We start from the raw sequence: 25300 nt of genomic DNA, 5'->3' as shown, positions 1-25300 counted from the left end.
TCTGTCGAGCAATGCCGTGCATTTCAACTTAATGCGACAAGGGCCATGGCTCGACCCGTACCTACCGCTCGCGTAGAGGCGCAATCCCGGGATGCCATGGAGGCTCTGGCGCAAGACGTGCGCCGGGCCAGGAGCAACCGTTTGTAAAGGGTCCGAAATCGCTTTCCAGGCGAAGAAAACCGGGTGCCGGCAACGCCAGAAAGTCAATTGATGAGCTATACCCGCTAATCTCCCATTGCAGTTTTTCAACCCAGGAGTTTGGCAATGACACTCAGGCATTCACTTGCAGCGCTCATGGTCACCGCAAGCCTCTTCGGCTGCACCACTTCATCGGACCATGGCGTGTCCGTTCCTTTGGTTGCCACCCGGCAGAACACCGGTCAGATCGGCAATGTAACGTTGGCCAGCTGGGACAAGCAGACGGGACTCAATTTTTTCATCAGTGGCGCTCCAAGCGGAGTCTCGCTGCCGTTGCGCCTCTACACCTTCATCAATAAAGGCAGTTGCCAGCAACCCGGACCAGTCGCCTACGCAATGAATGACCAGGTCAACACCGAACCCCAACCCATACGCGGCTGGACGTTCTCTAGAACCGCACCTGTCGATCTGCCAGTCCTGCTTTCCGGTGAGTACTCCATCCTCGTGCGAACGGCACCGGAAAGCGGCAGCGTCGATATTTTTTGCGGGGATATCCGGCAGGAAAGCTCGATGAAATAGCCCGGGCCATTTCGACCCGCCCCGCAGGTTGGCGCTGGCCAGCCTTCAATGCAGGTCAAACTGGACCCTGTACAGGGCAAACGGACCGGCAGGAATCGACCAAAGGCAGGCCTATGACCCTGTCTAGAGCCCAGGCTGTATCGATGAAGCCAGAGGCAACGCACTCTTGCGAAGTACAGGCACGCAAGGGTTGCGAATACCTTGGATCTGGGTGACCATGCTCTCCATTATAGGTAGGGGGGGTATGGTATGTCGCATATTCATGGGCAAAAAGATGATTTGTTGAAACGTGTGCGGCGCATCGCTGGCCAGGTCCAGGCAATCGAACGAGCGCTGGAGTCAGATGCCGATTGCGCCAAGACACTGCATCTCGTAGCGGCAACACGCGGGGCAATGAACGGTCTGATGGATGAGATCATCGAGGCTCACGCACACGCACATGTCGCCAACCCTGAACTGAGCGACGAGGAGCGGGCCAAAGGCGTCGCTGAACTACTCGAAGCCATCCGCCGTTACTCGAAATAGGCCCTGCGATGCCAAATTTTGCAGAACTGCTTCAGCAGGGCGGCGCCCATGCGTGGCTCTATTTTCCCAGCGCGATAGTGCTGGGGGCATTGCACGGGCTTGAGCCCGGGCATTCGAAGACCATGATGGCGGCTTTCATCGTGGCCATTCGTGGCTCGGTCAAACAAGCGGTGTTGTTGGGCCTGGCGGCAACGCTTTCGCATACGGCGGTGGTGTGGTTGGTCGCCATCGGTGGCATGTACCTGGGACAAGGCCTGGATGCCCAGACCACGGAGCCTTACTTCCAGCTCGCGTCCTCTGCACTGATCATTCTGATTGCGCTCTGGATGTTGTGGCGTACCTGGCGTGGCGAACGGATGTTCAAGTTCGAGCAAGGTGCCGATCACCACCACGAGCACGAGCACGACCACGGTCACCCTGATGAAACCCATCGTGTCGATACCGGCCATGGCCGTGTCGAGCTTTCGATCTTCGAAACCGGCATGCCACCCCGCTGGCGCCTTGCAGCATTGAGCGGGCATGCCTGGGGCGCTGCAGATGTCCGCTTGCTGACGACCCGTGCAGACGGCAGTACGCAAGCGTTCGCATTTGTCGAGCGTGAAGGTTTCCTGGAATCGACGACCGCCATTGCCGAACCTCACGAGTTCAGCGTTCGCTTGAGTCTTGGACATGCCGGGCACTCCCATGACTACGACCTGGAGTACCAGGAGCATGATCACGGGCACTCGCATTCCGAGCGGGAAGGGCTGGAGTTGTCGATCGACGGTTACCAGGATGCCCATGAACGTGCCCATGCCAATGATATCCGCAAGCGCTTCACCCACCGTGACGTGACCACTGGCCAGATCATCGTGTTCGGATTGACGGGAGGGCTGATTCCTTGCCCCGCGGCCATCACGGTCCTGCTGCTGTGTCTTCAGGTCAAGGAAGTCGCCTTGGGGGGCGTGCTCGTCTTGTGCTTCAGCATTGGCTTGGCGCTCACCCTGGTATCGGTCGGTGTGGCGGCAGCCATTGGCGCCCGGCAAGCGTCCAACCGCTGGCCGTGGTTGGGCACCGTCGCGCGTCGCGCACCTTACCTGTCCAGCGCACTGATCATCGGCGTCGGTCTCTACGTTGGCATTCACGGCTGGATTGGCTTGAATGTATAGGGGGGGTGGGCACTTCTAGTCAGGCCCGGCATCCAATGCACTCCAGCGTCATTGATCACCTCTCCTGTGCTTCAGGCCGAAAACGGACACACAGGATTGGCCGCAGTCGACCCAACGCATACAGTCCGGACACCCAGGTCATGTTGCGGATTGATGAATCGCCCAGTGTTTCATCTCTTCGTCAATGAAGTGGTTCACCAGGTCGCGGTACATCTTCTCGATGGCGTCCGGGCTCAGGCCCTCGGCCTCGGCCCACTCGCGACGCGTCGCCAGCATGACCTTGAAACGCTCCGGAGCACGCACCGAGGTCGCCGAGGTCTTGAACTTCGAGGCCGCCAGCACGTAGTGAAAACGCTTGCCCAACAACTGGATAACGACCTGGTCAAGGGCATCGATTTCGCGTCGGATGTCCTCCATGCCCGCACACTCTGCGGGTTGCAACTGATTGATGACGTCCATGCAGGTGACTTCCTTTGCTGAAAAAGATCGTGAGCCTTCGCCGCCTCAGTGTACGATCTGCGCAAGAAACGCCTTGGCCCGTGCGCTTTTCGGGGCACTGAAGAAGTCCTGGGGCGGGGCGTCCTCGATGATCTGGCCGCCGTCGAGAAACAGCACGCGCTCGGCCACTTGCCGGGCAAAGCCCATCTCGTGGGTGACGCACAGCATGGTCATGCCGCTGCCTGCCAGCTTCACCATCACATCCAGCACTTCGCTGACCATCTCCGGGTCGAGCGCCGAGGTGGGTTCGTCGAACAGCATGATTTTCGGTTCCATGCATAACGCCCGGGCGATGGCCACGCGCTGTTGCTGGCCGCCCGAGAGCTGGCTGGGGTACTTCTCGGCCTGGCTGGCAATGCCGACTTTTTGCAGGAAGTGCTGGGCCAGTTCCTCGGCCTTCTTGCGGCTCAGGCCGCGCACCGAGATCGGGGCCAGGGTGCAGTTGTCGAGCACGCTCATGTGCGGGAACAGATTGAAATGCTGGAATACCATGCCCACTTCGCTACGAACCTTGGCGGCCTCGCGGGTGGTCTGGGACAAGTCGGTGTCGTTGACCAGGATGCGACCTTTTTCGGCGACTTCCAGCCGGTTGATGCAGCGGATCAGTGTCGACTTCCCGGAGCCGGAAGGCCCGCAGAGCACGATGCGTTCGCCTTCGCGAACGTTCAGGTCAATGTTGTGCAACACATGGAATGCGCCATAGAACTTGTTCAGACCGGCGATATCGACCACCACTTTACGGGTGTCGGGGCGAGCGGCGAGCGGCGTATCTACAAGGGCAGAGAGGGCGTTCATGGTCTGGTCTCCGGCAATCAGTGGAAGCGCTCGGCGCTGTACGGGGCAGGGTCGGTAAAGGGCATGGCGCCGGTCATCAACTCGGCCAGCAAGCGGCCGCAGACCGGGCCGAGGGTCAGGCCATGGTGGGCATGCCCGAAGTTGAACCACAGACCCTTGTGCCGCGGTGCCGGGCCGATCACCGGGCACATGTCCGGCAGGCACGGGCGGCGACCCAGCCAGGGCTCGGCGTCCAGGCGTTCGCCCAGCGGGTAGAAGGCGCGCGCCAGATCTTCGCAGCGACGCAACTGGATTTCGTTGATCGGGTCTTCGCTGTCGGCGAACTCGATACCCGTGGTCAGGCGAATGCCCCCCACCATCGGTGCCAGGACATAACCGCCCACGGGGTCGAGCAGCGGCTGTTGCAAGCGGGTGCCAGGCAGGGCGGCATAGTGCATGTGGTAGCCGCGCTTGATCGCCAGCGGAATGTCATACCCCAAGGGTTCGAAGATGCCCCGGGCTTGCGGGCCGAGGGCCACGACGGCTTCGTCGGCAATCACCAGGCCCTGTTCGCTCTGCACTTCCCATTTACCGACGCGCTGGCGCAGGGAGAGGGCGTCGCCAAGCACGAACACGCCGCCGCGCTTGACGAACAGTTTGGCATAACCACGGGTCAGGCCGCCCGGATCGCTGACGGTCTTGGGGTCCAGCCAGTGAATGCCGCCGACCACGCTGCTGTGCAAGCCCGGTTGACGGGCATGCACCTGGTCCCGGTCGAGCACTTCATAATTCAGGCCATAGTCCTTGAGCGCGGCGGCATCGCGTTGGGCCTTGGCAAATGCCGGTTGCGCGCTGTAGGCCTCGACCCAACCACTGGCCTGGATCAACTTGTCCATGCCGGCCGGTGCCGAGAGCAGGTCATGTTCGCTGACGCAGCGCTCCACCAATGGCAGCATGGCCCGGGTCGCGGCGGCCAAGCCTTTGGCCCCGGAGTGCCGCCAGTATTGCAGCAACCACGGACCGGCCTTGGGCAGGTGTTTCAGGCTGTAGCGCACGTCCGACTGCTGGTTGAGGGCGTAGCGCACCAGGCTCGAGAGCTGGCGCGGGAACGCATAGGGAATCACGCTGGCGCGCTCGATCAGCCCGGCGTTGCCGTGGCTGGTGCCGTTGCCCGGCTGTTGGCGGTCGATCAGTACGACCTTGCGGCCACGGGCCTGTAACTGGAGTGCGGTACTGACGCCGACAATCCCGGCGCCCAGAACGATGGTTTCGCAATGCATGGATAGATCCTTGATGCAGGGGCGCCCACGGCAGCCCGAGAAAAAACCGGTTTACTGCAGGTGACGGCCGAGGCGGCCCTCCAGCGCTTTCAAGCTGCGCCTCACCACTTCCACGATCAGCAGGTAGAGCACGGCGGCCCAGAGGTAGATCTGGAAGTCGAAACTGCGCGAGAAGGCCAGCTTGGTCACCCCCATCAAGTCGTAGATGGTCACCAGCGAGGCAATGGCGCTGGCCTTGATCATCAGGATCAGTTCATTGCCCAGCGGACCGATCGCCACCAACAGGGATTGCGGCAGGATGATTTTGCGAAAGGTGGTCCAGCGCGACAGGCTGAGGGCTTTCGAGGCTTCGCGCTGGCCCTGGGCCACGGCCAGGATGCTGCCGCGCAGAATCTCGGCCTGATAGGCCGCCGTGTTCAGGGTGAAGGCCAGCAGCGTGCAGAACCAGGCGTCACGGAAGAACCACCACAGGCCCACGTCCTGCCAGAAGCCTTTGAACGAACCCAGGCCGTAATAGAGCATGAACAGCTGGGCCAGCAGCGGCGAGCCGCGGAAGAAATACACATAGACGCCGGTAAAGCGGTTGATAAAGCGGTTGCTCGACAACCGCCCCAAGGCAATCAGCAGGCCGAGCAAGGCGCCGAGCGTGAAGGAAATGGCCACCAGCTTGGCCGTCACCAACAGGCCATCGATGAAGCGTGGACCATAACGCTCCAGCAAGTCAGGGCTGAGGAACAGGTGCTGCAATTCATCGAAGCTCATGGGCGAACGCTCCGTTGATGGCGGCTGAAATACTGCTCCAGGAACTGGAACAACCGGCCGGAAATGGCCGAGAAAAACAGGTAGCCGAAGCAGGCCACCGTGTAGAACAGCATCGGTTCCTTGGTGACGCTGACCGCCAGGTTGGTCTGGCGCATCAGGTCGACCAGAGAGATGGTCGACACCAGCGAGGTGTCCTTGAGCAGCGACAGCCAGTTATTCGACAGGCCCGGCAGGGCAATGCGCACCAGTTGTGGCAGTACCACCTTGGTAAAGGTGGTGCGCCGGGACAGGCCAAGGGCGGCAGCGGCTTCGAACTGGCCCTTGGGCACGGTCTTGAAGGCGCCCAGCCAGATCTGGCTGGAGAACGCGGCGAACACCAGGCTGAAGGCGATCATCGCGGCGACGAAAGGATTGATCGCAACTTCGGCCTCGTAGCCCATCGCGGCCAACAGCTTCTGTGCGCCGATCTGGCAGCCGTAGTAGATGATCAACAGCGTCAGCAACTCGGGCAGCCCGCGGAACACGGTGGAAAAAACCGTGCTCATGGCCCGCGGCCAGCGTCGTCGCGAGCGGGCGGCCAACGCCAGGCCCAGGCCCAGCGGCAGGCCGATCGGCAGGCAGCTCAAGGCCAGGACAATGGTCACCAGCGCGCCGGCCAGCAAGGCCGAACCCCAGCCGCCGCTGGCGAAGGATAGCAGTGACAGGTTTTCGAACATGCTCGAACCCTCTCGGTCAATTAAGCTCGCACGTGCTCGCCGCCCCCGGGGAAGGAGCGGTGCAACATGTCGGCAAGGAACGACCCTCAGGCTCGCCTGAGGGCCAGGGGGTCAATAGATATCGAAGGCGAAGTAGCGGCTGGAGATCTTCTTGTAGGTGCCGTCGGCGACAATTTCGTCCAGCGCCTTGTTGAAGCGCTCGCGCAGGGCGTCGTCACCCTTGCGCACCGCGATGGACGCATCGGCGGTGGTGCCGTTGACATCACCGATGATCTTGCAGCAGTCCTTGCCGGCGCTGTCGATCCAGGCCAGCAGCGGGAACTTGTCGGCAATCACCCCGTCGACCCGGCCGGCAGCCAGGTCGCTGTTGGCTTCATCCAGGGTCGGGTAGAACTTCACGTCGGCTCCCGCCGGGCCGTAATGGTCTTCGGCATAGATGGCTTGGGTCGAGGATGCCTGGGCGCCGACCGTGAGGCCCTTGAAGTTGGTCTGGGCGTCGGTGATGTGCGAGTCCTTGGGCACGGCCACGGACAGGGGAGTGCGGTAGTAGTGATGGGTGAAATCGATTTTCTGCTTGCGTTCATCCGTGGCGATCATCGAGGCCACGACGGCATCGTATTTCTTGGCCATCAGTGCCGGGATAATCCCCTCCCAGTCCTGGGCGACGATGCTGCACTGCACGTTCATGCGTTCGCACAGCGCGTTGGCGATGTCCACATCGAAACCGTGCAGCTTGTTGTCCGAGTCAACGTAGTTGAACGGCGGGTAAGCCCCTTCGGTGGCGATCTTCAGTACTTCAGCCTGCGCCCCGGTTGCACCGGCCAGGACCATTGCACATGCACTGGCAAAGCGAATGACGTGTTTCATCTAGCACCTCGTTTTATTGTTTTGAGCTGGGTGACGATGTGTATCCAACGAACTCGTTGTGTAGGACCGCAATGGCTTCAAGACGCTTTTCGACTTCCGGGCCCAGCTGCTTGCAGACGTCGTTGACCAGCAGATGTACCAGCGACAGCATCGCTGCCGTCGATTCCCAGAACAGGTTGAACTCGGTGGGCACACGGAACACTTCGTCGGCGTTCTGCTCGGCCCAATCGCAAAAGGTATCGGTGATCAGGGTCACGGGGATTCCCGCCTCGCGGGCCTTGCGGCACAGCGTGAGGGCGTGGCGCGAATAGCGGCGGGCTTCGAACACCACCAGCACACTGTCCTCGGGGGGGCTGAGCAGCACTTCGGCGTAATGCCCGGCGGCACCGTCGACCCAGTGCACGTCATCGCGCAGGTACTGCAGCAGATGCACCATGGAGGCAGCGATGCCGCGCTCGGTCTGGAACCCGGCGACGAACACTTTGCGCCGAGCGGCCAGGCGCTGGCTGACGGTGTGCCAGGCCGGGGTGAGGCTGTATTCGTAGACCTTGACCAGCGCCGCGACTTCCAGCTCGAAGCTGCGGGGTAAACCTTGCGGGCCTTGACTGGCCTGCTGGCGGAATTCCTGCAAACGATCGCCAACCAGCCACGGGCCATCGCCCAGGTCGGCCTTGAGGTCGTTTTTCAGGTCTTTGAAATGGCTGTAACCGATGGAGCGACAAAAACGCCCGACGCTGGATTCACTGACGTTCAACTTCGCGGCGATATCGGCAGCGGTCTGGAACGGCAGCTCATAGAGGTTGGCCAGCATGTAATTGGCAATCGCCCGACCGGAGGCGGCGGCGGTTGACAGACTGCTTTCAAGGCGTTGTTTGATCGGCTGGCTCAAGGCTGTTTCCTGTTGTTATTCAGCGCTTGCGGAAGAAAGTGGATGTTTTCTGTCATAAAGTCAACATTTGACAGATAACTGTCACGGCCGGATAGTTCGTCACGCTGTTCCACAGCCATAACAACAACTCGACTGGAGCCTCAGCATGTCCCAACTCAACGCCGCCTTGCCCGAAGTGGAGCCCGTTTCGTTCGCCGATCTGAGTCAGATGTTGCAACGGATCCTCGAGCGTCATGGCACCTCGGCCGAGGTGGCCCGGGTGCTGGCTCACAACTGTGCCAGTGCCCAGCGTGACGGTTCCCATAGCCATGGGGTGTTCCGCATTCCCGGTTACCTGTCGTCGCTGGCCAGCGGCTGGGTGGAGGGTCGGGCTGTGCCGTTGGTCGAGGATGTGGCTTCGGGCTTTGTGCGGGTCGATGCCGGCAATGGCTTCGCCCAGCCAGCCTTGGCCGCGGCCCGTGGGTTGCTGGTTGAAAAGGCCCGCAGCGCCGGAATCGCGGTCCTGGCGATTCGCAACTCTCACCATTTCGCCGCGCTCTGGCCGGACGTCGAACCCTTTGCCGATGAAGGCCTGGTGGCCTTGAGCGTGGTCAACAGCATGACCTGCGTGGTGCCCCATGGCGCGCAACGGCCGCTGTTTGGCACCAACCCGATTGCCTTTGCCGCACCCCGCGCCGGTGGTGACCCCATCGTCTTTGACCTGGCCACCAGCGCCATCGCCCACGGCGACGTACAGATTGCCGCGCGCAAGGGGCAGTTATTACCCGAAGGCATGGGGGTCGATAGCCTGGGCCAGCCGACCCGGGACCCTCAAGCGATACTCGCGGGAGGCGCCTTGTTGCCCTTTGGCGGGCACAAGGGCTCGGCCCTGTCGATGATGGTCGAACTATTGGCGGCCGCCTTGACCGGCGGGAACTTCTCGTTCGAATTCGACTGGTCCAAGCACCCCGGCGCACAAACGCCGTGGACCGGTCAGTTGATCATCGTGATCGACCCGAGCAAGGCCGCAGGCGCCAACTTCGCCAGCCGCAGCGAAGAACTGGTGCGACAGATGCGTGCGGTGGGCTTGCAGCGCATGCCCGGTGACCGGCGTTACCAGGAGCGGGCCAAGTCCCTGGCCGAAGGCATTGCGTTACCGGCGTCCGAGCTGGCGCGGTTGCGCGAGCTGGCGGGTTGAGAGCGTCGGTTATGGTCCCTCACAACTGTTCTACTTGGGGCCAAGGCCGGGGTCTCGAGACCTGAGTTCGTGGGGGGGGTGTTTCAAGGGTTCAAGTCTTGCTCACCATGGGGTGGATCCCGCTGGTCGACGCCCTAGTGGGGGGGCATGCCCGCACCCAGCGGCCAAAAATGTCTTTCACGGGGTCTGTGCTTTCAGTCAATGGCTGCCTGTCATGACTGGCAGTTACCGACCCATAGCTGCCGGTGAGCATAAGCAGGAAGTCGAACTTCAGTGCATTGGAGTTAGCTGGAGGCCTCAAAAGCCGCGTGTAGCTCACCCCAGAAGCCATACAACTCATCCTCGTAGGTTTCAGTACCAACTTCCCGTGACACCATCAGATTCGCAACAACGGAGAGCCTCTCCTGAAAATCCACAATTGGAATCTGAATTTCGCGGGACACATGCTGGACCGGACCACTAGCGTCGGCAGCGTCTTTTCCCCTTGGCACGGATGTTGCTTACCGAGACCAAGTATCAGTGATTTCAATCTTGCTCATATCATTGATGAGGGTCACAAGTTCTTGCGGTGGGGCCGACACGTTAAGGCCGCTGCTACTCACGACAAGGTGGCGCAATAAGCCTGTGAGGTTGTGGCTTGCATTCAAGGACTCCCGCAGTCCCTTTGAAGGCTGATAGTCGGAGACGCGACCTAACCCATTCCGCATGTCTGAAATGTCGATGAGCCAGCCCAGTAACCTTTTCAGCAATAGCTCAAGCGCGTGGCGCTGGAGGTAAAAACCCGGAAGACCAATCTCGTCCAGGCTGCCGGTTCTTATCCCTTGGTCTATCAGGATGGTCGAGGCGTGCAGGTATGACTCAAAGTAATTTGGCTGTCGCCAAAATCCGCCGATGCGAGCCACCCCAGCTGCTAAGTCACTGGCAATCTGGTCAGGCCTCTTACCTCCTACCATTACCTTTCCATCACTTGAAGAAAGGTAAAATTTCTCTTCAAACTTTGGCACGGCGGCACCTCAATGAATCTGGTATCAATCGCATAAATCCGGATGACTTCGGTGCTCAGCGTGAGACCTACCCTTACTACTAGCCACTAAGTCGATCTAATCACGCATGTATTTTTCGTATGTATGTGCGTGGTATCCACATAATCCGTCATTGTGTTGGTCCTCTTGGCGAAGAGGCTCCTCGCAAAGGGAGCATCGGTCGTAATCGAGTTCCGCTTCGCACCATAGGCAATGCTGCTCAGCTATCACGAACGTTCCCCGATTGCATTCAAAGCACTGCTCAACGCTAGCCTCCTCCCCATTCCTCGGGTCGTACTCGTGAGACTTATCGAGCATTTTCATCATTACTGGAACAATGAGATCCGCGTGCCCGCAAGCCAAGCAAAGATACGTGAATGTCTCGTCCTGATACTCAACACTAGCCCCCCCGTCTAGCAAATCTTGAGGAGGTCTGATCAGTGAAGAACTACACCTTTCACACTGGCATTTTTCTAGCCATGGCAACATCCTCGGCGGTACACCAGCTTCAGCCCAAGCTGCCTCGCATACGGCACGGGTATCCACGAAAAAGTTGTGATGCTCAAGCATGGCTTGCCAAGCCGCACCTAGAAGGTCCGCGGGTTGCTCATTCAGCTGCGTCTGGATGAAGTCCCGCAGTATAGGGAACAGTTCAGCGACAAAGTCTGCCACCTCCCCTAGGGTGTTAGCCGGATGCAAGTGCTCCAGATGATTGCGGCAGGTTTGTAGCTTATTGATAACTTCCCAATTCACCTCAATGTTGAAGCCATCGAACCGCTTCTTGATGGTAGCGACATCGATGGTGGTGGGCTTGAACCGGCCGACAGGAGTCCACTCAACTCCGCCTGCTCCGTCGGCTTGAGGCTGAATATCTGGCGGATTGAAGATCAAGGAGGCCGCATCGCAGGGATCAGCCACAGAAATAGCGATCTTAAATTTGAACAGGAGCAGAATTCCTGCGAACAAATTGCGGACCGCAGAAAGAGCTCGTGCCGGGTCTCCGCCACTCCCAGGATCAAGACGGCAGCGTTGAAAATCCTCAATCCCAAGACGAACCGATGTCAGGGCATTCTCTTGGAGAAAGTCTACATCTAGTTCGGGTAGTGGTCGTTGTTGTGCCATTTTTCGAGTCTCGTGTCTGAGTCACCTTGAAAATGCCCTGTTGCCCATCAATACGCAAGATATTGGCAGATCCATCAAGCTTCCGGATTCTCTACAGTCCGGCGGAGCTGGTGATGGCGCATGCGTGCCCGCAGTGCGAACGTCCGCTTTGGGTTGTGGAGCCCTTCGCGATAGGCCGCTATCGGCCAATAACGGACGTTGGATGATGACCGCTTCGCACCCTGAGGTGCCAAGGTAACCCGAAGGTATCTCCGGGTACCGTTAGATACGGGTTCAATTCGGTCATGGCTCAAGTTGACCGGTGTTAGATCCGGAGATTCCGGTAATCCTCTGCAAGCCTTACAGAACAAGGGCTGCACTGCCTTTCAAGAAACAACCATACGAGAGGATACAAAAGCGCCTATCGCTGAGTGCCGAACTCCATCGACAGACCGAGCCGTTGTCGCTGATGTCTCCCCAACCAAAAGCCAAAACAAAGGTCAGAATTTTACGTTTGTGATTACCTACGATCACAAAAGTGCTTATCCAGGTCGCGGTGCTTGGCTTCCAAATATCGTCGACCGATATGGCTAATGGTGCGCTTTGGAAACCTTGACTAACCCTCTCACGGCCTTCTTTGCGAAGGGTGATGATTCGACTGACAGTTCCATGGACAGCTGATGATCGGGAAATTATAGAGGATGATTCGGAGAAGCTGGATGGCCTTATTCTAAAGCTGGAAAAAGTTCCGGTTTTTAACTACAGGACATCAAATGAGATCGTCGTGAGAAGGGGAGCGCTTTAGAAGTTCGGCTCTGAAAGACAATGCTATTTTTATAAAGGTGAAAAATGCTCTACCTGGAGACACTGCAGGGCTCACTCAGAAATGTGCACTCCCAATATCTTAGATGTCGCAAAAAAATAGCGCCCATGTGGACGCCAAACATGGATGATCTAACGGGTCACTAATTTAGCTGCCACCGCTATCAAAAATTCATCTTTCCCGGGTGCGGCGACCAATTGGAGTCCTGTTGGTAGTCCGTCTACCAGCCCGCAAGGGATACTGATCGCAGGAAGTCCTAAAAGATTCCACGGGCTGGTTAAACTAAGAAGCGCATCTCGAACGTGAACGTTGCTACCACCAACATCAAGTGATCGCTGATATAGTTTTGGAGCACGAATAGGAACGGTCGGCATGACCAGTAGTTCAAATTCCTTGAATATATTTAATATCGACTGCTGGAGCTCTTGCCGAATATGCATCGCTTGAACATACTCCCAGCCTTTCACGCTTTGAGCAGCTAACAGGCGTTCTAGAACTTCTTCCTGGTACAGTTCTGGGTGATACAGTACTCGCTCTGAGTGAATTTCAAATGCCTCGCTCTTCTGGATCAATCCAAATGCTTGGCGAAATTTTCCAGCCAGTTGAGAAATATCACTGACGATGGAGATATTCCCACCAGATAGTGCAACTGCGCTCTGGAACACACTGTCTAAAACTAAAGGATCAGTCTGATTGAAATTTTCCGGAGATACCCACCCGAGCTTGAATTTTTCTGGTACTACACAGATATCCGAATCTAAGGGTTTGGCCTCGGGCGAAATCTCTCTCAGCACCAGGGCAATATCTTCTGCGCTATTCGCCAAGATCCCTACATGATCCAGGGTCTCCGAAAGTGGGAAGACGCCTTCTGTCGAAATTCTACCAATACTCGGTTTGAAACCGATCACTCCAGTGAGCGCCGCTGGTATCCGTACTGAACCGCCCGTGTCAGTCCCAATAGCAATTGGCACAATTCCGCATGCGACTGCAACGGCACTGCCACAGCTCGATCCACCTGCCATTCGAGAGGTATCCCATGGATTGAGCGTGGGGCCTTGAATTGCGCAATCTCCGGTTGGGCCAAAGGCAAACTCATGCGTGGTTGTTTTACCCAGGATGACCGCCCCGGCAGATTTCAGGCGTTCCACACACTTTGCATCATGATCTGGAACATACCCTTTGTAATGTGCCGACCCCATTGTTGTTGGAATCTGTGCAGTAAAGATGTTGTCCTTAACTGCGACGGGTATCCCATGGAGTGGCCCTCGATCAATACCCTCTGCCAGCTCTCTATCTGCCATTGAGGCTGCTTCATAAGCCATATCGGCGGCCACAAAGGTAAAAGCATTAACGAGAGGATTAATTAACTCACATGCTTCGAGGCTTTTGCGCACCAACTCCACTGAAGTGAACTCACCTATTCGCAGGCGCCTCCCCAGCTCTTGCAGAGAGACGCCAAAATAAAAACCTAACAAAGGAGGATTCATTTTCATTTTACTTCCGACCAAACGAGAACCATTAATCACGAACCAGCCGCACACATCGATGTGTATCTCAACAGCGACTGATTCGCACCTCGATATAATTAATGAGTAGGACTGGTCTAATATGTGGCCACACCAGGCAATCTGCCGATAACTGGCAAAATCACCAATGTGCAAATCGCCATTGATATCACGTTGCCAAGGTATGGATGAAAGCTCTTTGGCAGACGGTCAGAGATGGCAGCGGCTAGCGGTGGCCCAATCAGCGCGCCGAACAACGCACTGATGGCAATCACTACTGGCGTACCACCATAGGTCAGTATTGCGGCAGGTGTCACAGAGACCACCGGTATATAGGTCGGATACCAACCTCTTACCATCCATTGTCTGCGCCACAGCAGTACACCAATAGCGGAGGCCAGTACTTGCCCCACCAATACCTGTGCAGCAAGACCAGTGCCATACACTGGACTCAGCGGGTTCAAGCTGATGGCAAACAGCAGACCTAAGATCAAGCCGATACTGGCCAGTTCGTTGCCCACGAATGGTGACTCAGTGAAATCAGCAAGAATTCGCCTGATCGTCCAGCTCGGGCCGTACACAAGGGGAGTGGTGGCTCCAGGGCTGGGCGCCTCCACCGGCGTCAGTTCATTTCGTACCAATGCTGGAACGAGGCGACAAATTACGAATGCCACCGCGCTGCCTATCGCCATTGCACTGACGTTGCCGATGATGCTTGGCAGCTTTAGAGGGTTGCAAGCGTAATTCACCAGAACCAGCGCTATTGGAGTCACCAGAAGTGCTCCCATCACGGCACCCACTATCGCGACTTTCCATCCCCTCCCGAACATCAGTACCATGGCAGCTGGTAACGATACGAAGGTCACAAAAGTGGGCTGCCAGGCGTTGCTTTGCACGATTGTCCAGCTCCAAAGGAGATTGCTCAGAATCAAGCCCAGAGACGAGCTAAACAATATCCAGGGCAATAGTCCGGTTCCATAGGAAACAGCGAAACCTTGCCAACGCTTCCCGCGTTTGTACGCCCAGTGTGCTAGCAGAGCGCCGAGCAGCATACCGACCGAGGCGAACTCGTGCTTATAGAACGTCGCCTCACTCATATCACCCAAGAACCACCGCAACCACGCGAGCGGCTCCGGCAGACTTTTCATGAGCTCAACAAATCCCGGCCATTGCGACAAAGTCGAAGCGCCTATTAATGTGGCCAGATGACCAACTCCAGCCACTATAAGCACTAGTGCAGCAGCAGCGATTGCATTCAATACGATGGAAACTTCAGAAGACTTGAGTTTGCTAGCCGCAGTTGAGTTCTCCATGTTGGCAGGCCCTCAACGTGGAAAAGCGCTGTGGCCGGTATAACCCAGCATGGAATCGTAGAGGTCAGTCCGACGGTCACGCGGCAGATCATTGAGACTGTTCCAGATCGGTGCGCTGCGAGCGGAGACTAAATCGATGTCAGCACACACGATGGTCTCACCCTCTGACGGCGCGACCTCGCCAATCGGCCATCCGTTGGTTCCGGCAATTAGCGAGCAGCCTAGGAACCGCTCACCACGATCAGTCCCCACTCTGTTGGCCGCAGCAATGAAAACGTTGTTCACATGGGCGGCAGTCATCGTCAGGTACGAGGCCATGCATTTGCCGGTCTCGTCGAACAGGGGCGGTGGAGTCCATACCCAATTGTTAACGCTGCAGATGATGTCGGCGCCCTGCTGAGCCAAAATCCGGGGCACCTCTGGGAACCAGATATCCCAGCAAATTAGCAGACCAATTCTTCCGATAGGGGTGTCAAACACTGGGAAACCCAAGTTTCCAGGGGTAAACCAGAGCTTCTCCAAATTCCACAAGTGGGCCTTGCGATACTTGCCAATAAAACCATCAGGCCCCAGCAGAACTGCCGTGTCGAACAATTGCATTCCATCTCGCTCGGCAACACCAGCGACTAGATAAACGTCGTGTTTCTTCGCGAAGTCCATCCAGACCTGGACGCTAGGGCCATTCGGCACACTTTCCGCATGCTCGAAAGCTTCCTGCCGACTGGTAAAGAGGTAGCCCGTGTTTGCAAGCTCCGGCAACACAATGAGGTTCGCACCACCTTCGACTGCCTGTAGCGCCATGCTCAGGCCATGCCTCAAGTTGCGCTCACGGTTTTCCATGCCGACCTGAGGATCGAACTGCACCACAGCCACTCGAACCGGACTCACTCTCTCTTTCATGCTTTCGTTCATAGCTGAAACCTCGTCTTATTGTTTTAACCCAAACGTTTGGGTTTGGCGGCGGATCGCTACCCAAACGTTTGGGTAGGCAAACTATGCTCTCAATATCAGGAAAGTCAATATGGTAGGATTGGCCATTCGTCGGCGCAGAATGGAGCCTAAAAGACGATTTTTTCTGGAAAAAGCGCCGAAACTCGTCAGATGTATTCAAAATTTGTTGCGAAGCCCGCACACTCAGATGTTTGACAATCTCGGGCTTTCGCACCCGATTGGCTGAAATAATCGCATTGGTGAGAAGGAAAGTATGAGCACACTAGGAAAACCGATCACACTGAGAGCACTCTCGCAGCAGCTCGGCGTTTCTGTCTCTACCGTTTCCCGCGTCTTGAATGGCTCGCAAGATGACGCCGCTTTGGCGGCATCCCCTGAGACAGTGCTGCGAATTAGGAAACTGGCTGCCGAGCTGCAATATCGCCCAAACCCACACGCGACCAGCCTGAAAACACAACGTAGTCAGGCAGTCGGCGTACTCGTGCCGAGGCTGTCCGACCTTGTACTGGCAACGATCTACGAGGGCATTGACGAAGCTGCCTATAAGAATCGGGTCTTCACTTTCGTTTCCAATACCCAGGACTCACCAGCCATCCAGCGAGAGCTGGGTGAAATGGCGCTGGCACGCCGAGTTGATGGACTCATCATTGGTGATGCCCATGTAGACTCGGCCAATGAGTTCCTAGAGGACATCGCAAGACGAGGCATACCGTTTGTACTGGTTAGCCGTCGCGCTGGCGATTACTGTTCTGTCACCTGCGACGACTACCGGGGCGGGGCTCTAGCAGCTGAGCACTTCATTTCTCAAGGGCATACGCAACTCGCAGTGATTGCAGGGGAGTCCTTTGCGAGTACCGGCGTAGAGCGTGCAGCGGGCTTTGTGGGTTATTGTCGAACTGTTGGCATCGATATCTCATCTGACTGGATTGTCCCAAGCCATTTTGATACCGCCGCAGGTTATGAAGCTGGGATGAAGCTTCTCTCGAGATCAATACGCCCTACTGCCGTATTCGCCGTAAATGACTTCATCGCGATTGGCGTCATGGGGGCGGCGCGTGCACTCGGTCTTACACCAGGACGTGACATAGCTATTGTCGGCTTCAACGATACTCCTCTGGCTGCCCAGCTTCCGATTCCACTCAGCAGCATTCGATCACCGATGCATGAAATGGGATATCGAGCAATGGAACTGCTACTTCAAAAAATAAAAGGAAGAACGGTTAGCTCAATCCGTCTCGAACCCGAACTTTTCGCCAGAGACAGTTCGCTTCTGCAACTTAATTAATTGATGAGCCTTCGTCTAAAACGTCCAATCAAAAGATTGAACGATAAAGAATTTCTGTGGTGATCTGAATATCGTTGGAGCAGCAATTCATTCGACCCTTACAGCGTGCGCTACCTGCGCCTGCCGCGCTTGATGGAAGAGCTTGGCCTGGCCCACGGCGATGGCCGCTTCGCGAAACTAATGGCCGGCTACGCCAAGACCGACCTGCTGATCCTGGACGACTGGGGCCTGGCGCCATTTACCGCTGCGCAACGGCGCGACATGCTGGAACTGCTGGACGACCGTTACGGGAACCGCTCGACGCTGGTCACCAGCCAGATGCCGGTGGACAAATGGCATGCGCTGATCGGCGATCCAACCTTGGGCGATGCGATCCTCGACCGTCTGGTGCACAACGCTTACCGCATCGAACTCAAGGGCGAATCGATGCGCAGGCGCGCAACGAAATTGACGGCACTAGGGACTTCAGACTAACAATGCAAACCTGCGTCGCTGCGCTCCGACTGCCTGGCCGGATGAGCGTGGAACGGGTGGCCGGATGTTGGTGGACTGGGTGGCCAGATGGCGTGGAATGCGCATCTGAGTGGCTGCTTCTGGCCCAGAGTGTGTAAAAACGCCTTCGCGAACCCTTGCTATGATTTCTGAGGATTTCATCGCAGGGATCGCCCATGAAGCGCTTTATTCAAGGTGAACATCGAGGTCAAAGCACCTTGCTCCCCGAGAGCCTCGATGACTACGTCAGCGATACCAATCCGGTGCGCGTAGTCGATGTCTTCGTTGACGAACTCGACTTGGTCAATCTAGGTTTTGAAGGTGCCATTCCAGCCGATACTGGCCGGCCGGCTTACCACCCCGCGATCTTGCTGAAGATCTACATCTACGGCTATCTCAACCGCATCCAGTCGAGCCGACGGCTGGAGCGAGAAGCTCAACGCAACGTCGAGCTGATGTGGTTGACCGGGCGTTTGATGCCGGACTTCAAGACCATCGCCAACTTCCGAAAAGACAACAGCAAGGCCATCCGAGGCGTCTGTCGCCAGTTCGTTGTGCTGTGTCAGCAGTTGGGGCTGTTTGGAGAGAATCTGGTCGCCATCGATGGCAGTAAATTCAAAGCAGTCAACAACCGCGACCGCAATTTCACCAGCGCCAAACTGAAGCGGCGAATGGAAGAAATTGAATCGAGTATCAACCGTTACCTGGCGGCACTCGATGCTGCCGATCGGCAAGAACCAATAGCTTCCGAGCCCAGCACCGTGCGGTTGGAAGAGAAAATCGCCAAGCTCAAAACTCAAATGAAGGAGCTTCAAGCGATCGAAATCCAGCTCAATGAATCACCGGATAAACAGGTCTCACTGACCGATCCAGACGCCCGTTCCATGATGACGCGTGGCACCGGAATCGTCGGCTACAACGTGCAAACAGCGGTCGATACCCAGCACCATTTGATCGTTGCACACGAGGTGACCAACGTCGGTTCCGACCGTGATCAACTCAGCTCGATGGCCAAGCAAGCCCGTGAGGCGATGACGTCAGATACGTTGTCGGTAGTGGCTGACCGAGGTTACTTCAAAAGCGAACAAATCCTCGCTTGTCACGAAGCAGGTATCACCGCCTATGTGCCCAAGCCGATGACCTCTGGAGCCAAGGCTGACGGGCGTTTCAATAACGATGCCTTCATCTATGACGCGGCAAAAAACGAATACATTTGCCCGGCTGGCGAGGCGCTGATCTGGCACTACTCCTACGTTGAAAAAGGCCTGAAGTTGCATCGTTACTGGAGTTCGAAATGCCAGGGCTGCGCGTTGAAGTCGCAATGCACACCGAGCACGGAACGACGAATTCGGCGCTGGGAGCATGAAACCGTATTGGAGGAAATGCGGCTTCGGCTGAGCAAAGCCCCGGAGATGATGCGAGTCCGAAAACGGACGGTTGAGCATCCCTTCGGGACGCTCAAACAATGGATGGGTGCGACTCACTTCCTGACCCGAAAGCTGGCCGGGGTGAGTGCGGAGATGAGCTTGAATGTGCTCGCCTACAACTTGAAACGGGTCATGAAAATCATCGGCACCCATCACTTGATGAAGGCGCTAACGGTCTAAAAAACCGGCCTGTTTTTACGTGTCCCGATGATCTGGCGCGTCGCTGGGGCGGTTTAGCTCATCAGGAAGGGACATCTTGCCTTGATCAGGCTACGAAGCCGGACAGCCACTCAGCCTTGAAGATCGAAACGGTAGCTAGCGTTTTTACACACTCTGGGCCGATTTCTGCCTGTCGCGATTGCCCATGGATGCCTGCTTGATGGTGCGAGCGAGCTTCTATGCTTGTATACAGCACCCACCCCTGCCGGGGTTTTTCACGTTCGTTAGCGAGCCTCCAAACCCTTGTGTATGCGCATTGTAGTGCTGGCCCTGATCCTGACGCTGTTCGGCTGCGCTACAGCGTCGGACCCGCCGAGGGGCGAGGGTGGCGATTGGCGGTCCTTCTATGTAGTGAATCATGGCCTGCATACCGGGTTGGCAATTGCGCGCCCCGATCTACTTCAGGTGCTTCCCGCACTAGCCGAAGAGTTCGGTGACGGCGACTTCGTTGAGTTCGGCTGGGGTGACGAGGACTTTTACCGAGCCCCACAGGCCACCTTGAACCTCGCCCTGCGAGCCTTGTTCGGGTCGACGGCAACCGTGCTACATGCGGTCAAGATTGACGGGGACCCCAGGCGGCGTTTCGCCGCAAGCGAGGTCATCGAGGTGCGGGTGACGGAGGACGGCTACCGGCGACTGCTCGCGTTCGTGGCCGGGACCTTCACCCACTCAGCGACGGGCACCTTGGTGGTGCTCGGGCCTGGCCTGTATGGAGAGAGCCGGTTCTACCAGGCCGAGGGTAGCTATTCGCTGTTTTATACCTGCAATACTTGGGTCGCAGAGGCGCTGGCCGCGAGCGGCTGCCCAATGTCGCCTACAGCGGTAATTACGGCGGGGAACGTCATGTCGCAGTTACGCCGGGCGACAGCGGTCGGTGCATCCTGCCTGGTTACCCGCTTACCCGCTTACCCGCGCTGACGATGGGGGTGTATTCCCACCTTGTGTCGAATGATACTAACGCGAAATGACCGCGTCTGAAGGGGCAGCACTCGACCCATGGCAGCCAGTCGTGCAGGGCAGAAAATAGCCAGAAGCAGTCGCTGAGATGCATCCCAGACCCTAATACACCCTGATCACCGGGCGCTGGCATCGGCTTCGTGCTCGTCTGCGAATGCCATGAGCACCTCCAGGTCGAGCACGTCGAGTTTGATCCGGGCGATAAAGGCAGAGAAGGCCAGGTTGGCGGCGAGCAGGCGCAGGTCCGAGGCCCAGGCTGGAAGATAGACCGGGCCCTGGAGCCAGCCGGACTCGAAAAGTGGCGCCAGGCGTACGGTATCGCCCAGGCTGAGGCGTCCGGCAAACAAGTGGCCTACCAGTTCCGGGCGGTTGTCGCGGATTGCGATGCGCAGCAAGGTATGGACGCCGATCAAGCCGGTCAGGTAAGCGGCATCCTTGGTGAACGCCGAGCCGCCATGCAGGTCCGCGCCGCGAAACACCCGTTGGGTCGAGCGGAAGGACTCCTCTTGCGACTGACCGGCGGCAAGGAAACCTTCGAATACCTGGATGAAGTCGGCGCCATCCAGCGCTTGCTGGACCGCTAGCACGCGCAGGGCGAGGCGACGCAGGCGGTTGATGTCCATGCTGCCGGTGAACAGCTCGGCCAGGGTGGCAATCCCCTCCTGAGTTTGGGTCGTGCGTGGCGCCCCCAGGCCCAGGCTTTTGAGATTGGGTTGGCGCGCGCCGTTTTGTGCCGTGGCGACATGCACAAAAGCCTCGTGCTGCAATAACTGGTTCTTGTCCAGCTCCGAGAACAGGGCGCTGGCACGCAGGCGGATGCGGCTCGCCCCGGCGATGGCCTTGGCGGCCAGGGTCGGATCGAGCATGACCGTGATCCGGCCCGCGCCGAAGAAGCGGTCCAGTTCCGGTTGCATCCAGGCGGCAAAGGCCTCAGCCGGAATCTCGGCCAGGCTCGGTGGAATCTGGACGCCGCCCAGAAGGGCGTCGGTGGTCTTGAGGAAGAAATGGGCCGCGTCCAGCATGCTCAGTTTCAGGCGTGTGTAATAGAAGTCCGGGCGCCGATACAGTGCTGACGAATATTCAGTAAAGGCCGGTGTGCCAATCGCATTCAGCATGCGTCCGGCGGTGGCATAGCTACGCGCTGTCATGGCGAGGTAGTTCCCGGCCGGGTGCCCCTCATCGCAACGGCCAACAAAGGCTTCCAGGGCGGCGATCTCGGCGCTGTGCCGGCGTGGGCGCAGCTCGACTTTGGGCAACGCTGCATGCCCGCCACGCCAATGCGCCAGGAAGACTTCCTCGACGCCATCCGGCCACGCCAGGGCATCCAGCACACGAATCTTGCAGGCCAAACGGGGCAGGGCGGCATCGAGTTCGGACAGGGTGGCGGTGCTCATGGAAATCTCCTTGGGGGTACAAGGTTGATTCGCAAAAGTTTAGCTGCTGCCGATGTATTGCGTTGCACCCGCTCAAGGTGGTGCGCTTCAGGTCGACGGGGGGTGACAGGCAAGGGCAGAACTCAGTTTTCAGCCATGCAACCGCCATCGACCCCATGCGGGCCTACACTCGGTAGGTCATGCCGCCCGGCAGCAACGCCTCTTTTTTCCTAATGCCATACACCTATTGGCGTCCCTGAAGAGTCACTGACCAATACGATCTGCCAATCGCCTGGCGTGCTGAGTCGCAGCCGCGCGCGCGCTGAGATCAACGTCGTCCCCCAGGATGGTTTTCTCCACAATTACCGAATGCACATCCGTCACGCCGACAAACGCCAGCCAGGCTTCAACATAGGGCTTCTGAAAGTCGAAGCGCGCTGCCGGCGTGATCGACTGCGCCGAAAAATCCAATCCGCGGGCGTACATCACCACCGCGGTTTTGTTGAGCAGCATGCCTTCCAGGCCACGCTCCGGGTCAAAGCTGAACAGGATGTCTTTCTGCGACACCAGGTCGATGAAGTGCTTGAGTTTGTACGGGATACTGAAATTCCAGAGCGGTACGGACATCACAAGCACATCCGAGCGGTGCAGGTGGCCTGCCAAGTCTTTCAACGTGTTCCAGGCGTCTTGTTGTGCGGGAGTCAAGGGCGTGCCATTGAGTCCGGCGTATTTGGCCTCCATTGCCAGGTCATCGAATTCCGGCAACGCCATGTTCCAAAGGTCGAGCGTGATGATTTCGGTGTCCGGTGTGTTTTCTTGATAGCGCGCAATGAAGCTGCGGGCGACTTCAAGGGAGGCCGAACGTTGCTTGCGTGGAGAGCATTCAATATGCAGAAGAGTCGTCATGGCACGCCTGGGAGGGTGGGGAGATAGGGCAGGTGGGAACATTGCAACATATTTGAATTTGAAATATAAATCGTAAATAACCACTGAATTGATCGCGCAAAAGAATATGTTCGATACCCTGCTGCTCAAGACATTTGTCGCCGTCGTCGATGAAGAAGGTTTCAGCCGTGCAGCCCAGAAGCTGCACCTCACTCAGTCTGCGGTCAGTGGCCACGTGCGGCGATTGGAAGAACAGATTGGTAAACCCCTGTTGACGCGTACCACCCGCTCCCAGCAACTGACTCCCGATGGAGAGCGCCTGGTCTCTTATGCGCGCACGATCCTTGTGCTCAATCGTGATGCCTGGGCAGAACTGACGCGCACGCCGTTTCATGGACGGTTGCGGATCGGGGTGTCCGAAGATTTTGTCGAATCGCGGTTACTGCGCACTTTTCAGGATTTCGCGGCGCAGTACCCGGGCATGGAGATCGACGTGCAGGTGGGTATTCCTGGCACCTTGCTGAACCTGATGAAGCAAGGCCATCTGGAGTTGGTCATCGGTTCCCTGTGCGAAACCGGCGAAGAGGGGTTGCTGCTATGGCAAGAACCGCTGGTGTGGGCCTGGTCGGCACAACCTGTCACCCGGTTACCGACGCCGTTGCCGCTGGCCCTGTTCCCCGAGCCGTGCCCTTATCGCGGGGTAGCGTTGACGAGGCTGGCTCAGGCGGGGATCGCCCAACGCACGGCGATGTTATGCAGCAGCACGGCCGGGTTGCGGGCGGCGGCGCTTGCTGGTTTCGCGGTAGCCCCCATGACACTCAGTCAGGTGAGGCAAGGACTGGCGGTTCTTGGGGCTGAGCAAGGGCTGCCGGATTTGCCGGATGCGCAATTTCGGTTGTTTACCTCTCCTGAAGCGGATCAGGCGATTGTGGCCGCGGTCACCCAGCTCATTGTGGAGTATTGCTCCACGCGCAGGGTTTGACAGGCAGGCTCGACAGGCCTTGGGGAAGCGGTGTCTAGCGGCCGAGCATCACGGCCTGCAGGCGAGCCTGGGCCTGTTGAACGGTTTTGGCCTGTGCGTTCAAATCGTGCAGCAGCGCATTCAACTCCGCCTGCACTTTTGGGTCCTGCACCTTGATCACCGGGCCATTGATTTCGATTTGCGCCTTGTGGGCAGTCACGTAATCGGCCACTTTCAGGCTGCTGTCCAAGGTGCTGTCGATTTGCGGCAGCACCTCCAGAAACGTGTTGGCGGGTACGCTGACGGTCTTGTCGTAGGCTTTGTCGTACACGGCTTTCAAGTCTTCCGGTTGCTTGAGTTGGGCGTGGGCGCTATCGGCTTTTGCCCGTTGCTGCTGGAGTTGTACCCCCATGTCATTCAGGCCGCTTTGCACCCCCTTGATGTCGTCACGGCGTGAAATCACATCACTCAACGAGCGCACCGCTCCCTTCTGGACAAGGTTGCCGAGGGGTTTCACAACGGCGTCCATCCCGCCATTGAAGTCGGTGATCACCGCGTAATGAGTGGTGTATTCGCCAAACGCCTTCGACTCATCCAACGTCAACTGAGGCACGTGGACACCGGGCTTGTCGACGATGCGGGTTTGCAGGAACTTCGTGAATGCGGTGCGCTGCTCAGGTTCGTCACTGCCGCAGGCGATGAGTGCAAGGGGAAGCGCGAGGGCGAGTAGCCAATGAGGGCGAAACGAGACGTTCATGTCTGTGGAGCTCCTGGAATATTAAGAACATGTCCGCGGCAGAGATGGCCTCTGCGGGGCGTGGGCAAGCTTATCGCTTCTGTTGCGACGATCCAAATAACCTGCATGATGAGTCGCCCCAGGTTTCGTAGGGCGGCCCAATCGATCGCTCAATCCTGCCGCTCGGCCACCAGCAGCAACGACTGCGGCACAGGACTTTGCGGGTGCTGTGGCTCCTGCAGGCTGACCAGGCGGAAACCGGACATGTCCAGCGCATTGAGCCAACTGGACAAGGTGCGGAAGTACCAGGGCATGGGTTGCCATTGCCCCTTGAACCCGGCGAAGGTCTCTTCCCGCCAACCATCCTGATAGTCACCCATGGCAGCGCTCCACGGATGCAGCGTCTGGATCACCAGCGTGCCGCGAGGGACGAGCAGGGCGTTCATGGCGGCGAACAAAGGGATGATGTCCTGGTGCAGCAGGGAGAAGTTGGCGCAGATCAGATCGTAGTCGCTGCCGATGTCCACCTCTGCCTCCACCAGCGCCTCATAGCTCGCCACATGGACCGGCGAAGAGCCCGCTGCCTGTGCCGCCTCGACCAGTGTCGCATCGCCATCCACACCGACCGCCCTGATGGCTCGTTCAGCCAGCGCACGCAACAGCCAGCCCTCGCCGCAGCCGAGGTCGAGTACGTGCTCGGGCTGGTAGCCTTGCACCGCCAGCAGGATGGCCTGGTCGGTGACCTTGAGGCGGCTTTCCAGGGCGCCGGTGCGGATGGTTTCGATCCAGGATTGGGCGTTGTGGTGCCAGCTTTGGAGGAGGGTGGATTCGGAGGCGGCCATTTCGATGTCCGGAGTCGTTGGTTGGACGCAAGCATAGGACAAGTCATTCAAGTAC

At 57.9% G+C, this 25300-nt stretch carries 24 protein-coding genes and 1 pseudogene; 9 read left to right on the top strand and 16 right to left on the bottom strand.

Annotated elements, in window-relative coordinates:
• The first annotated feature begins 264 nt into the window (after positions 1–264).
• The 3 genes from CKW25_RS01595 to CKW25_RS01585 all read left to right on the top strand — a co-directional run bounded on the left by CKW25_RS01595 (position 265) and on the right by CKW25_RS01585 (position 2390).
• A complete protein-coding gene (locus CKW25_RS01595) occupies positions 265–717 on the top strand; it encodes a hypothetical protein (RefSeq protein WP_095077263.1) in 453 nt (150 codons plus the stop codon).
• Positions 718–966: 249 nt separating this feature from the next.
• Positions 967–1242 (top strand): metal/formaldehyde-sensitive transcriptional repressor, encoded by a 276-nt coding sequence (locus CKW25_RS01590; RefSeq protein WP_095077262.1) that lies wholly within the window; start codon positions 967–969, stop codon positions 1240–1242.
• A gap of 8 nt (positions 1243–1250) precedes the next feature.
• Positions 1251–2390, top strand: coding sequence for a nickel/cobalt efflux protein RcnA (locus CKW25_RS01585; RefSeq protein ID WP_095077261.1), 1140 nt, complete (start codon positions 1251–1253; stop codon positions 2388–2390).
• 138 nt (positions 2391–2528) lie between these two features.
• On the opposite strand, the gene CKW25_RS01580 is transcribed toward CKW25_RS01585, so the two are convergent.
• The 7 genes from CKW25_RS01580 to CKW25_RS01550 all read right to left on the bottom strand — a co-directional run bounded on the left by CKW25_RS01580 (position 2529) and on the right by CKW25_RS01550 (position 8176).
• Positions 2529–2849, bottom strand: coding sequence for an isochorismate lyase (locus CKW25_RS01580; RefSeq protein ID WP_095077260.1), 321 nt, complete (start codon positions 2847–2849; stop codon positions 2529–2531).
• 45 nt (positions 2850–2894) lie between these two features.
• Positions 2895–3683, bottom strand: a complete 789-nt coding sequence (locus CKW25_RS01575) for an amino acid ABC transporter ATP-binding protein (RefSeq protein WP_305883197.1) — start codon at positions 3681–3683, stop codon at positions 2895–2897.
• A 17-nt stretch (positions 3684–3700) separates the two neighbouring features.
• The gene (locus tag CKW25_RS01570; RefSeq protein WP_095077259.1) at positions 3701–4942 is read right to left on the bottom strand and encodes an FAD-binding oxidoreductase; all 1242 of its coding nucleotides are present in this window, start codon (positions 4940–4942) and stop codon (positions 3701–3703) included.
• A 51-nt stretch (positions 4943–4993) separates the two neighbouring features.
• On the bottom strand, positions 4994–5704 hold the full coding sequence (locus tag CKW25_RS01565) for an ABC transporter permease (RefSeq protein WP_095077258.1): 711 nt from the start codon (positions 5702–5704) through the stop codon (positions 4994–4996).
• The gene (locus CKW25_RS01560; RefSeq protein ID WP_095077257.1) at positions 5701–6420 is read right to left on the bottom strand and encodes an ABC transporter permease; all 720 of its coding nucleotides are present in this window, start codon (positions 6418–6420) and stop codon (positions 5701–5703) included. Before CKW25_RS01560 ends, CKW25_RS01565 begins: the two co-directional genes overlap by 4 nt.
• A 111-nt stretch (positions 6421–6531) precedes the next feature.
• The gene (locus CKW25_RS01555) at positions 6532–7287 is read right to left on the bottom strand and encodes a transporter substrate-binding domain-containing protein (RefSeq protein ID WP_095077256.1); all 756 of its coding nucleotides are present in this window, start codon (positions 7285–7287) and stop codon (positions 6532–6534) included.
• Positions 7288–7300: 13 nt separating this feature from the next.
• Complete coding sequence (locus CKW25_RS01550; RefSeq protein WP_095077255.1) at positions 7301–8176, bottom strand: MurR/RpiR family transcriptional regulator; 876 nt, start codon at positions 8174–8176, stop codon at positions 7301–7303.
• Positions 8177–8321: 145 nt separating this feature from the next.
• Between CKW25_RS01550 and CKW25_RS01545 the strand changes: the two genes are divergently transcribed.
• Entirely contained in the window at positions 8322–9353 is a 1032-nt protein-coding gene (locus tag CKW25_RS01545; protein WP_095077254.1) for an Ldh family oxidoreductase, read from the top strand.
• 500 nt (positions 9354–9853) lie between these two features.
• Here CKW25_RS01545 and CKW25_RS01535 read toward each other — a convergent pair whose 3' ends face one another.
• The 5 genes from CKW25_RS01535 to CKW25_RS01515 form a co-directional block, all read right to left on the bottom strand.
• Positions 9854–10357, bottom strand: a complete 504-nt coding sequence (locus CKW25_RS01535) for a hypothetical protein (RefSeq protein ID WP_143497235.1) — start codon at positions 10355–10357, stop codon at positions 9854–9856.
• Between the two features lie 96 nt (positions 10358–10453).
• Positions 10454–11497, bottom strand: coding sequence for a hypothetical protein (locus CKW25_RS01530; protein WP_095077251.1), 1044 nt, complete (start codon positions 11495–11497; stop codon positions 10454–10456).
• A 933-nt stretch (positions 11498–12430) separates the two neighbouring features.
• On the bottom strand, positions 12431–13792 hold the full coding sequence (locus CKW25_RS01525) for an amidase (RefSeq protein ID WP_095077250.1): 1362 nt from the start codon (positions 13790–13792) through the stop codon (positions 12431–12433).
• A gap of 110 nt (positions 13793–13902) precedes the next feature.
• Entirely contained in the window at positions 13903–15117 is a 1215-nt protein-coding gene (locus tag CKW25_RS01520; RefSeq protein WP_095077249.1) for a hypothetical protein, read from the bottom strand.
• Between the two features lie 12 nt (positions 15118–15129).
• Positions 15130–16017 (bottom strand): nitrilase family protein, encoded by an 888-nt coding sequence (locus tag CKW25_RS01515; protein WP_095077248.1) that lies wholly within the window; start codon positions 16015–16017, stop codon positions 15130–15132.
• 304 nt (positions 16018–16321) lie between these two features.
• Between CKW25_RS01515 and CKW25_RS01510 the strand changes: the two genes are divergently transcribed.
• The 4 genes and pseudogenes from CKW25_RS01510 to CKW25_RS01490 all read left to right on the top strand — a co-directional run bounded on the left by CKW25_RS01510 (position 16322) and on the right by CKW25_RS01490 (position 20409).
• Positions 16322–17353, top strand: a complete 1032-nt coding sequence (locus CKW25_RS01510; protein WP_095077247.1) for a LacI family DNA-binding transcriptional regulator — start codon at positions 16322–16324, stop codon at positions 17351–17353.
• A 93-nt stretch (positions 17354–17446) separates the two neighbouring features.
• Positions 17447–17827: pseudogene (gene istB, locus CKW25_RS01505) on the top strand (IS21-like element ISPre4 family helper ATPase IstB); the annotation flags it as partial.
• 194 nt (positions 17828–18021) lie between these two features.
• Positions 18022–19452 carry an IS1182 family transposase gene (locus tag CKW25_RS01495; protein ID WP_095077246.1) on the top strand — a complete coding sequence of 477 codons (1431 nt, stop codon included), beginning with the start codon at positions 18022–18024 and terminating at the stop codon, positions 19450–19452.
• A 300-nt stretch (positions 19453–19752) separates the two neighbouring features.
• Positions 19753–20409: a DUF2459 domain-containing protein gene (locus CKW25_RS01490; RefSeq protein ID WP_172736381.1), complete on the top strand. Its 657-nt coding sequence runs from the start codon at positions 19753–19755 to the stop codon at positions 20407–20409.
• A gap of 155 nt (positions 20410–20564) precedes the next feature.
• Here CKW25_RS01490 and CKW25_RS01485 read toward each other — a convergent pair whose 3' ends face one another.
• Together CKW25_RS01485 and CKW25_RS01480 are read right to left on the bottom strand one after the other, a co-directional pair.
• On the bottom strand, positions 20565–21842 hold the full coding sequence (locus CKW25_RS01485; RefSeq protein WP_095077244.1) for a flavohemoglobin expression-modulating QEGLA motif protein: 1278 nt from the start codon (positions 21840–21842) through the stop codon (positions 20565–20567).
• Positions 21843–22085: 243 nt separating this feature from the next.
• Positions 22086–22727: an FMN-dependent NADH-azoreductase gene (locus CKW25_RS01480; protein WP_095077243.1), complete on the bottom strand. Its 642-nt coding sequence runs from the start codon at positions 22725–22727 to the stop codon at positions 22086–22088.
• A 106-nt stretch (positions 22728–22833) separates the two neighbouring features.
• On the opposite strand from CKW25_RS01480, the gene CKW25_RS01475 reads away from it, so the two are divergent.
• Positions 22834–23688, top strand: coding sequence for a LysR substrate-binding domain-containing protein (locus CKW25_RS01475; protein ID WP_095077242.1), 855 nt, complete (start codon positions 22834–22836; stop codon positions 23686–23688).
• A 34-nt stretch (positions 23689–23722) separates the two neighbouring features.
• Here the strand turns inward: CKW25_RS01475 and CKW25_RS01470 are convergent, their stop codons facing one another.
• Both CKW25_RS01470 and CKW25_RS01465 read right to left on the bottom strand, forming a co-directional pair.
• On the bottom strand, positions 23723–24424 hold the full coding sequence (locus tag CKW25_RS01470) for a DUF3053 domain-containing protein (protein WP_095077241.1): 702 nt from the start codon (positions 24422–24424) through the stop codon (positions 23723–23725).
• A 149-nt stretch (positions 24425–24573) separates the two neighbouring features.
• The gene (locus CKW25_RS01465) at positions 24574–25245 is read right to left on the bottom strand and encodes a bifunctional 2-polyprenyl-6-hydroxyphenol methylase/3-demethylubiquinol 3-O-methyltransferase UbiG (RefSeq protein WP_095077240.1); all 672 of its coding nucleotides are present in this window, start codon (positions 25243–25245) and stop codon (positions 24574–24576) included.
• Positions 25246–25300 lie beyond the last annotated feature (55 nt).

It is taken from the genome of Pseudomonas sp. Irchel s3h17 (assembly GCF_900187505.1).
In the GTDB taxonomy this organism is placed as follows: Bacteria; Pseudomonadota; Gammaproteobacteria; order Pseudomonadales; family Pseudomonadaceae; genus Aquipseudomonas.
Note: the sequence above shows the minus strand (reverse complement) of the source record. Positions and strands in the feature narration are given on the sequence as shown.

Excerpts from the sequence above, each read along its gene's own strand:
- CKW25_RS01595 (WP_095077263.1), top strand. The coding sequence starts at position 265 with ATGACACTCAGGCATTCACTTGCAGCGCTCATGGTCACCGCAAGCCTC.
- CKW25_RS01590 (WP_095077262.1), top strand. The coding sequence starts at position 967 with ATGTCGCATATTCATGGGCAAAAAGATGATTTGTTGAAACGTGTGCGG.
- CKW25_RS01585 (WP_095077261.1), top strand. The coding sequence starts at position 1,251 with ATGCCAAATTTTGCAGAACTGCTTCAGCAGGGCGGCGCCCATGCGTGG.
- CKW25_RS01580 (WP_095077260.1), bottom strand. The coding sequence starts at position 2,849 with ATGGACGTCATCAATCAGTTGCAACCCGCAGAGTGTGCGGGCATGGAG.
- CKW25_RS01575 (WP_305883197.1), bottom strand. The coding sequence starts at position 3,683 with ATGAACGCCCTCTCTGCCCTTGTAGATACGCCGCTCGCCGCTCGCCCC.
- CKW25_RS01570 (WP_095077259.1), bottom strand. The coding sequence starts at position 4,942 with ATGCATTGCGAAACCATCGTTCTGGGCGCCGGGATTGTCGGCGTCAGT.
- CKW25_RS01565 (WP_095077258.1), bottom strand. The coding sequence starts at position 5,704 with ATGAGCTTCGATGAATTGCAGCACCTGTTCCTCAGCCCTGACTTGCTG.
- CKW25_RS01560 (WP_095077257.1), bottom strand. The coding sequence starts at position 6,420 with ATGTTCGAAAACCTGTCACTGCTATCCTTCGCCAGCGGCGGCTGGGGT.
- CKW25_RS01555 (WP_095077256.1), bottom strand. The coding sequence starts at position 7,287 with ATGAAACACGTCATTCGCTTTGCCAGTGCATGTGCAATGGTCCTGGCC.
- CKW25_RS01545 (WP_095077254.1), top strand. The coding sequence starts at position 8,322 with ATGTCCCAACTCAACGCCGCCTTGCCCGAAGTGGAGCCCGTTTCGTTC.
- CKW25_RS01530 (WP_095077251.1), bottom strand. The coding sequence starts at position 11,497 with ATGGCACAACAACGACCACTACCCGAACTAGATGTAGACTTTCTCCAA.
- CKW25_RS01525 (WP_095077250.1), bottom strand. The coding sequence starts at position 13,792 with ATGAAAATGAATCCTCCTTTGTTAGGTTTTTATTTTGGCGTCTCTCTG.
- CKW25_RS01520 (WP_095077249.1), bottom strand. The coding sequence starts at position 15,117 with ATGGAGAACTCAACTGCGGCTAGCAAACTCAAGTCTTCTGAAGTTTCC.
- CKW25_RS01515 (WP_095077248.1), bottom strand. The coding sequence starts at position 16,017 with ATGAAAGAGAGAGTGAGTCCGGTTCGAGTGGCTGTGGTGCAGTTCGAT.
- CKW25_RS01510 (WP_095077247.1), top strand. The coding sequence starts at position 16,322 with ATGAGCACACTAGGAAAACCGATCACACTGAGAGCACTCTCGCAGCAG.
- CKW25_RS01495 (WP_095077246.1), top strand. The coding sequence starts at position 18,022 with ATGAAGCGCTTTATTCAAGGTGAACATCGAGGTCAAAGCACCTTGCTC.
- CKW25_RS01485 (WP_095077244.1), bottom strand. The coding sequence starts at position 21,842 with ATGAGCACCGCCACCCTGTCCGAACTCGATGCCGCCCTGCCCCGTTTG.
- CKW25_RS01480 (WP_095077243.1), bottom strand. The coding sequence starts at position 22,727 with ATGACGACTCTTCTGCATATTGAATGCTCTCCACGCAAGCAACGTTCG.
- CKW25_RS01475 (WP_095077242.1), top strand. The coding sequence starts at position 22,834 with ATGTTCGATACCCTGCTGCTCAAGACATTTGTCGCCGTCGTCGATGAA.
- CKW25_RS01470 (WP_095077241.1), bottom strand. The coding sequence starts at position 24,424 with ATGAACGTCTCGTTTCGCCCTCATTGGCTACTCGCCCTCGCGCTTCCC.
- CKW25_RS01465 (WP_095077240.1), bottom strand. The coding sequence starts at position 25,245 with ATGGCCGCCTCCGAATCCACCCTCCTCCAAAGCTGGCACCACAACGCC.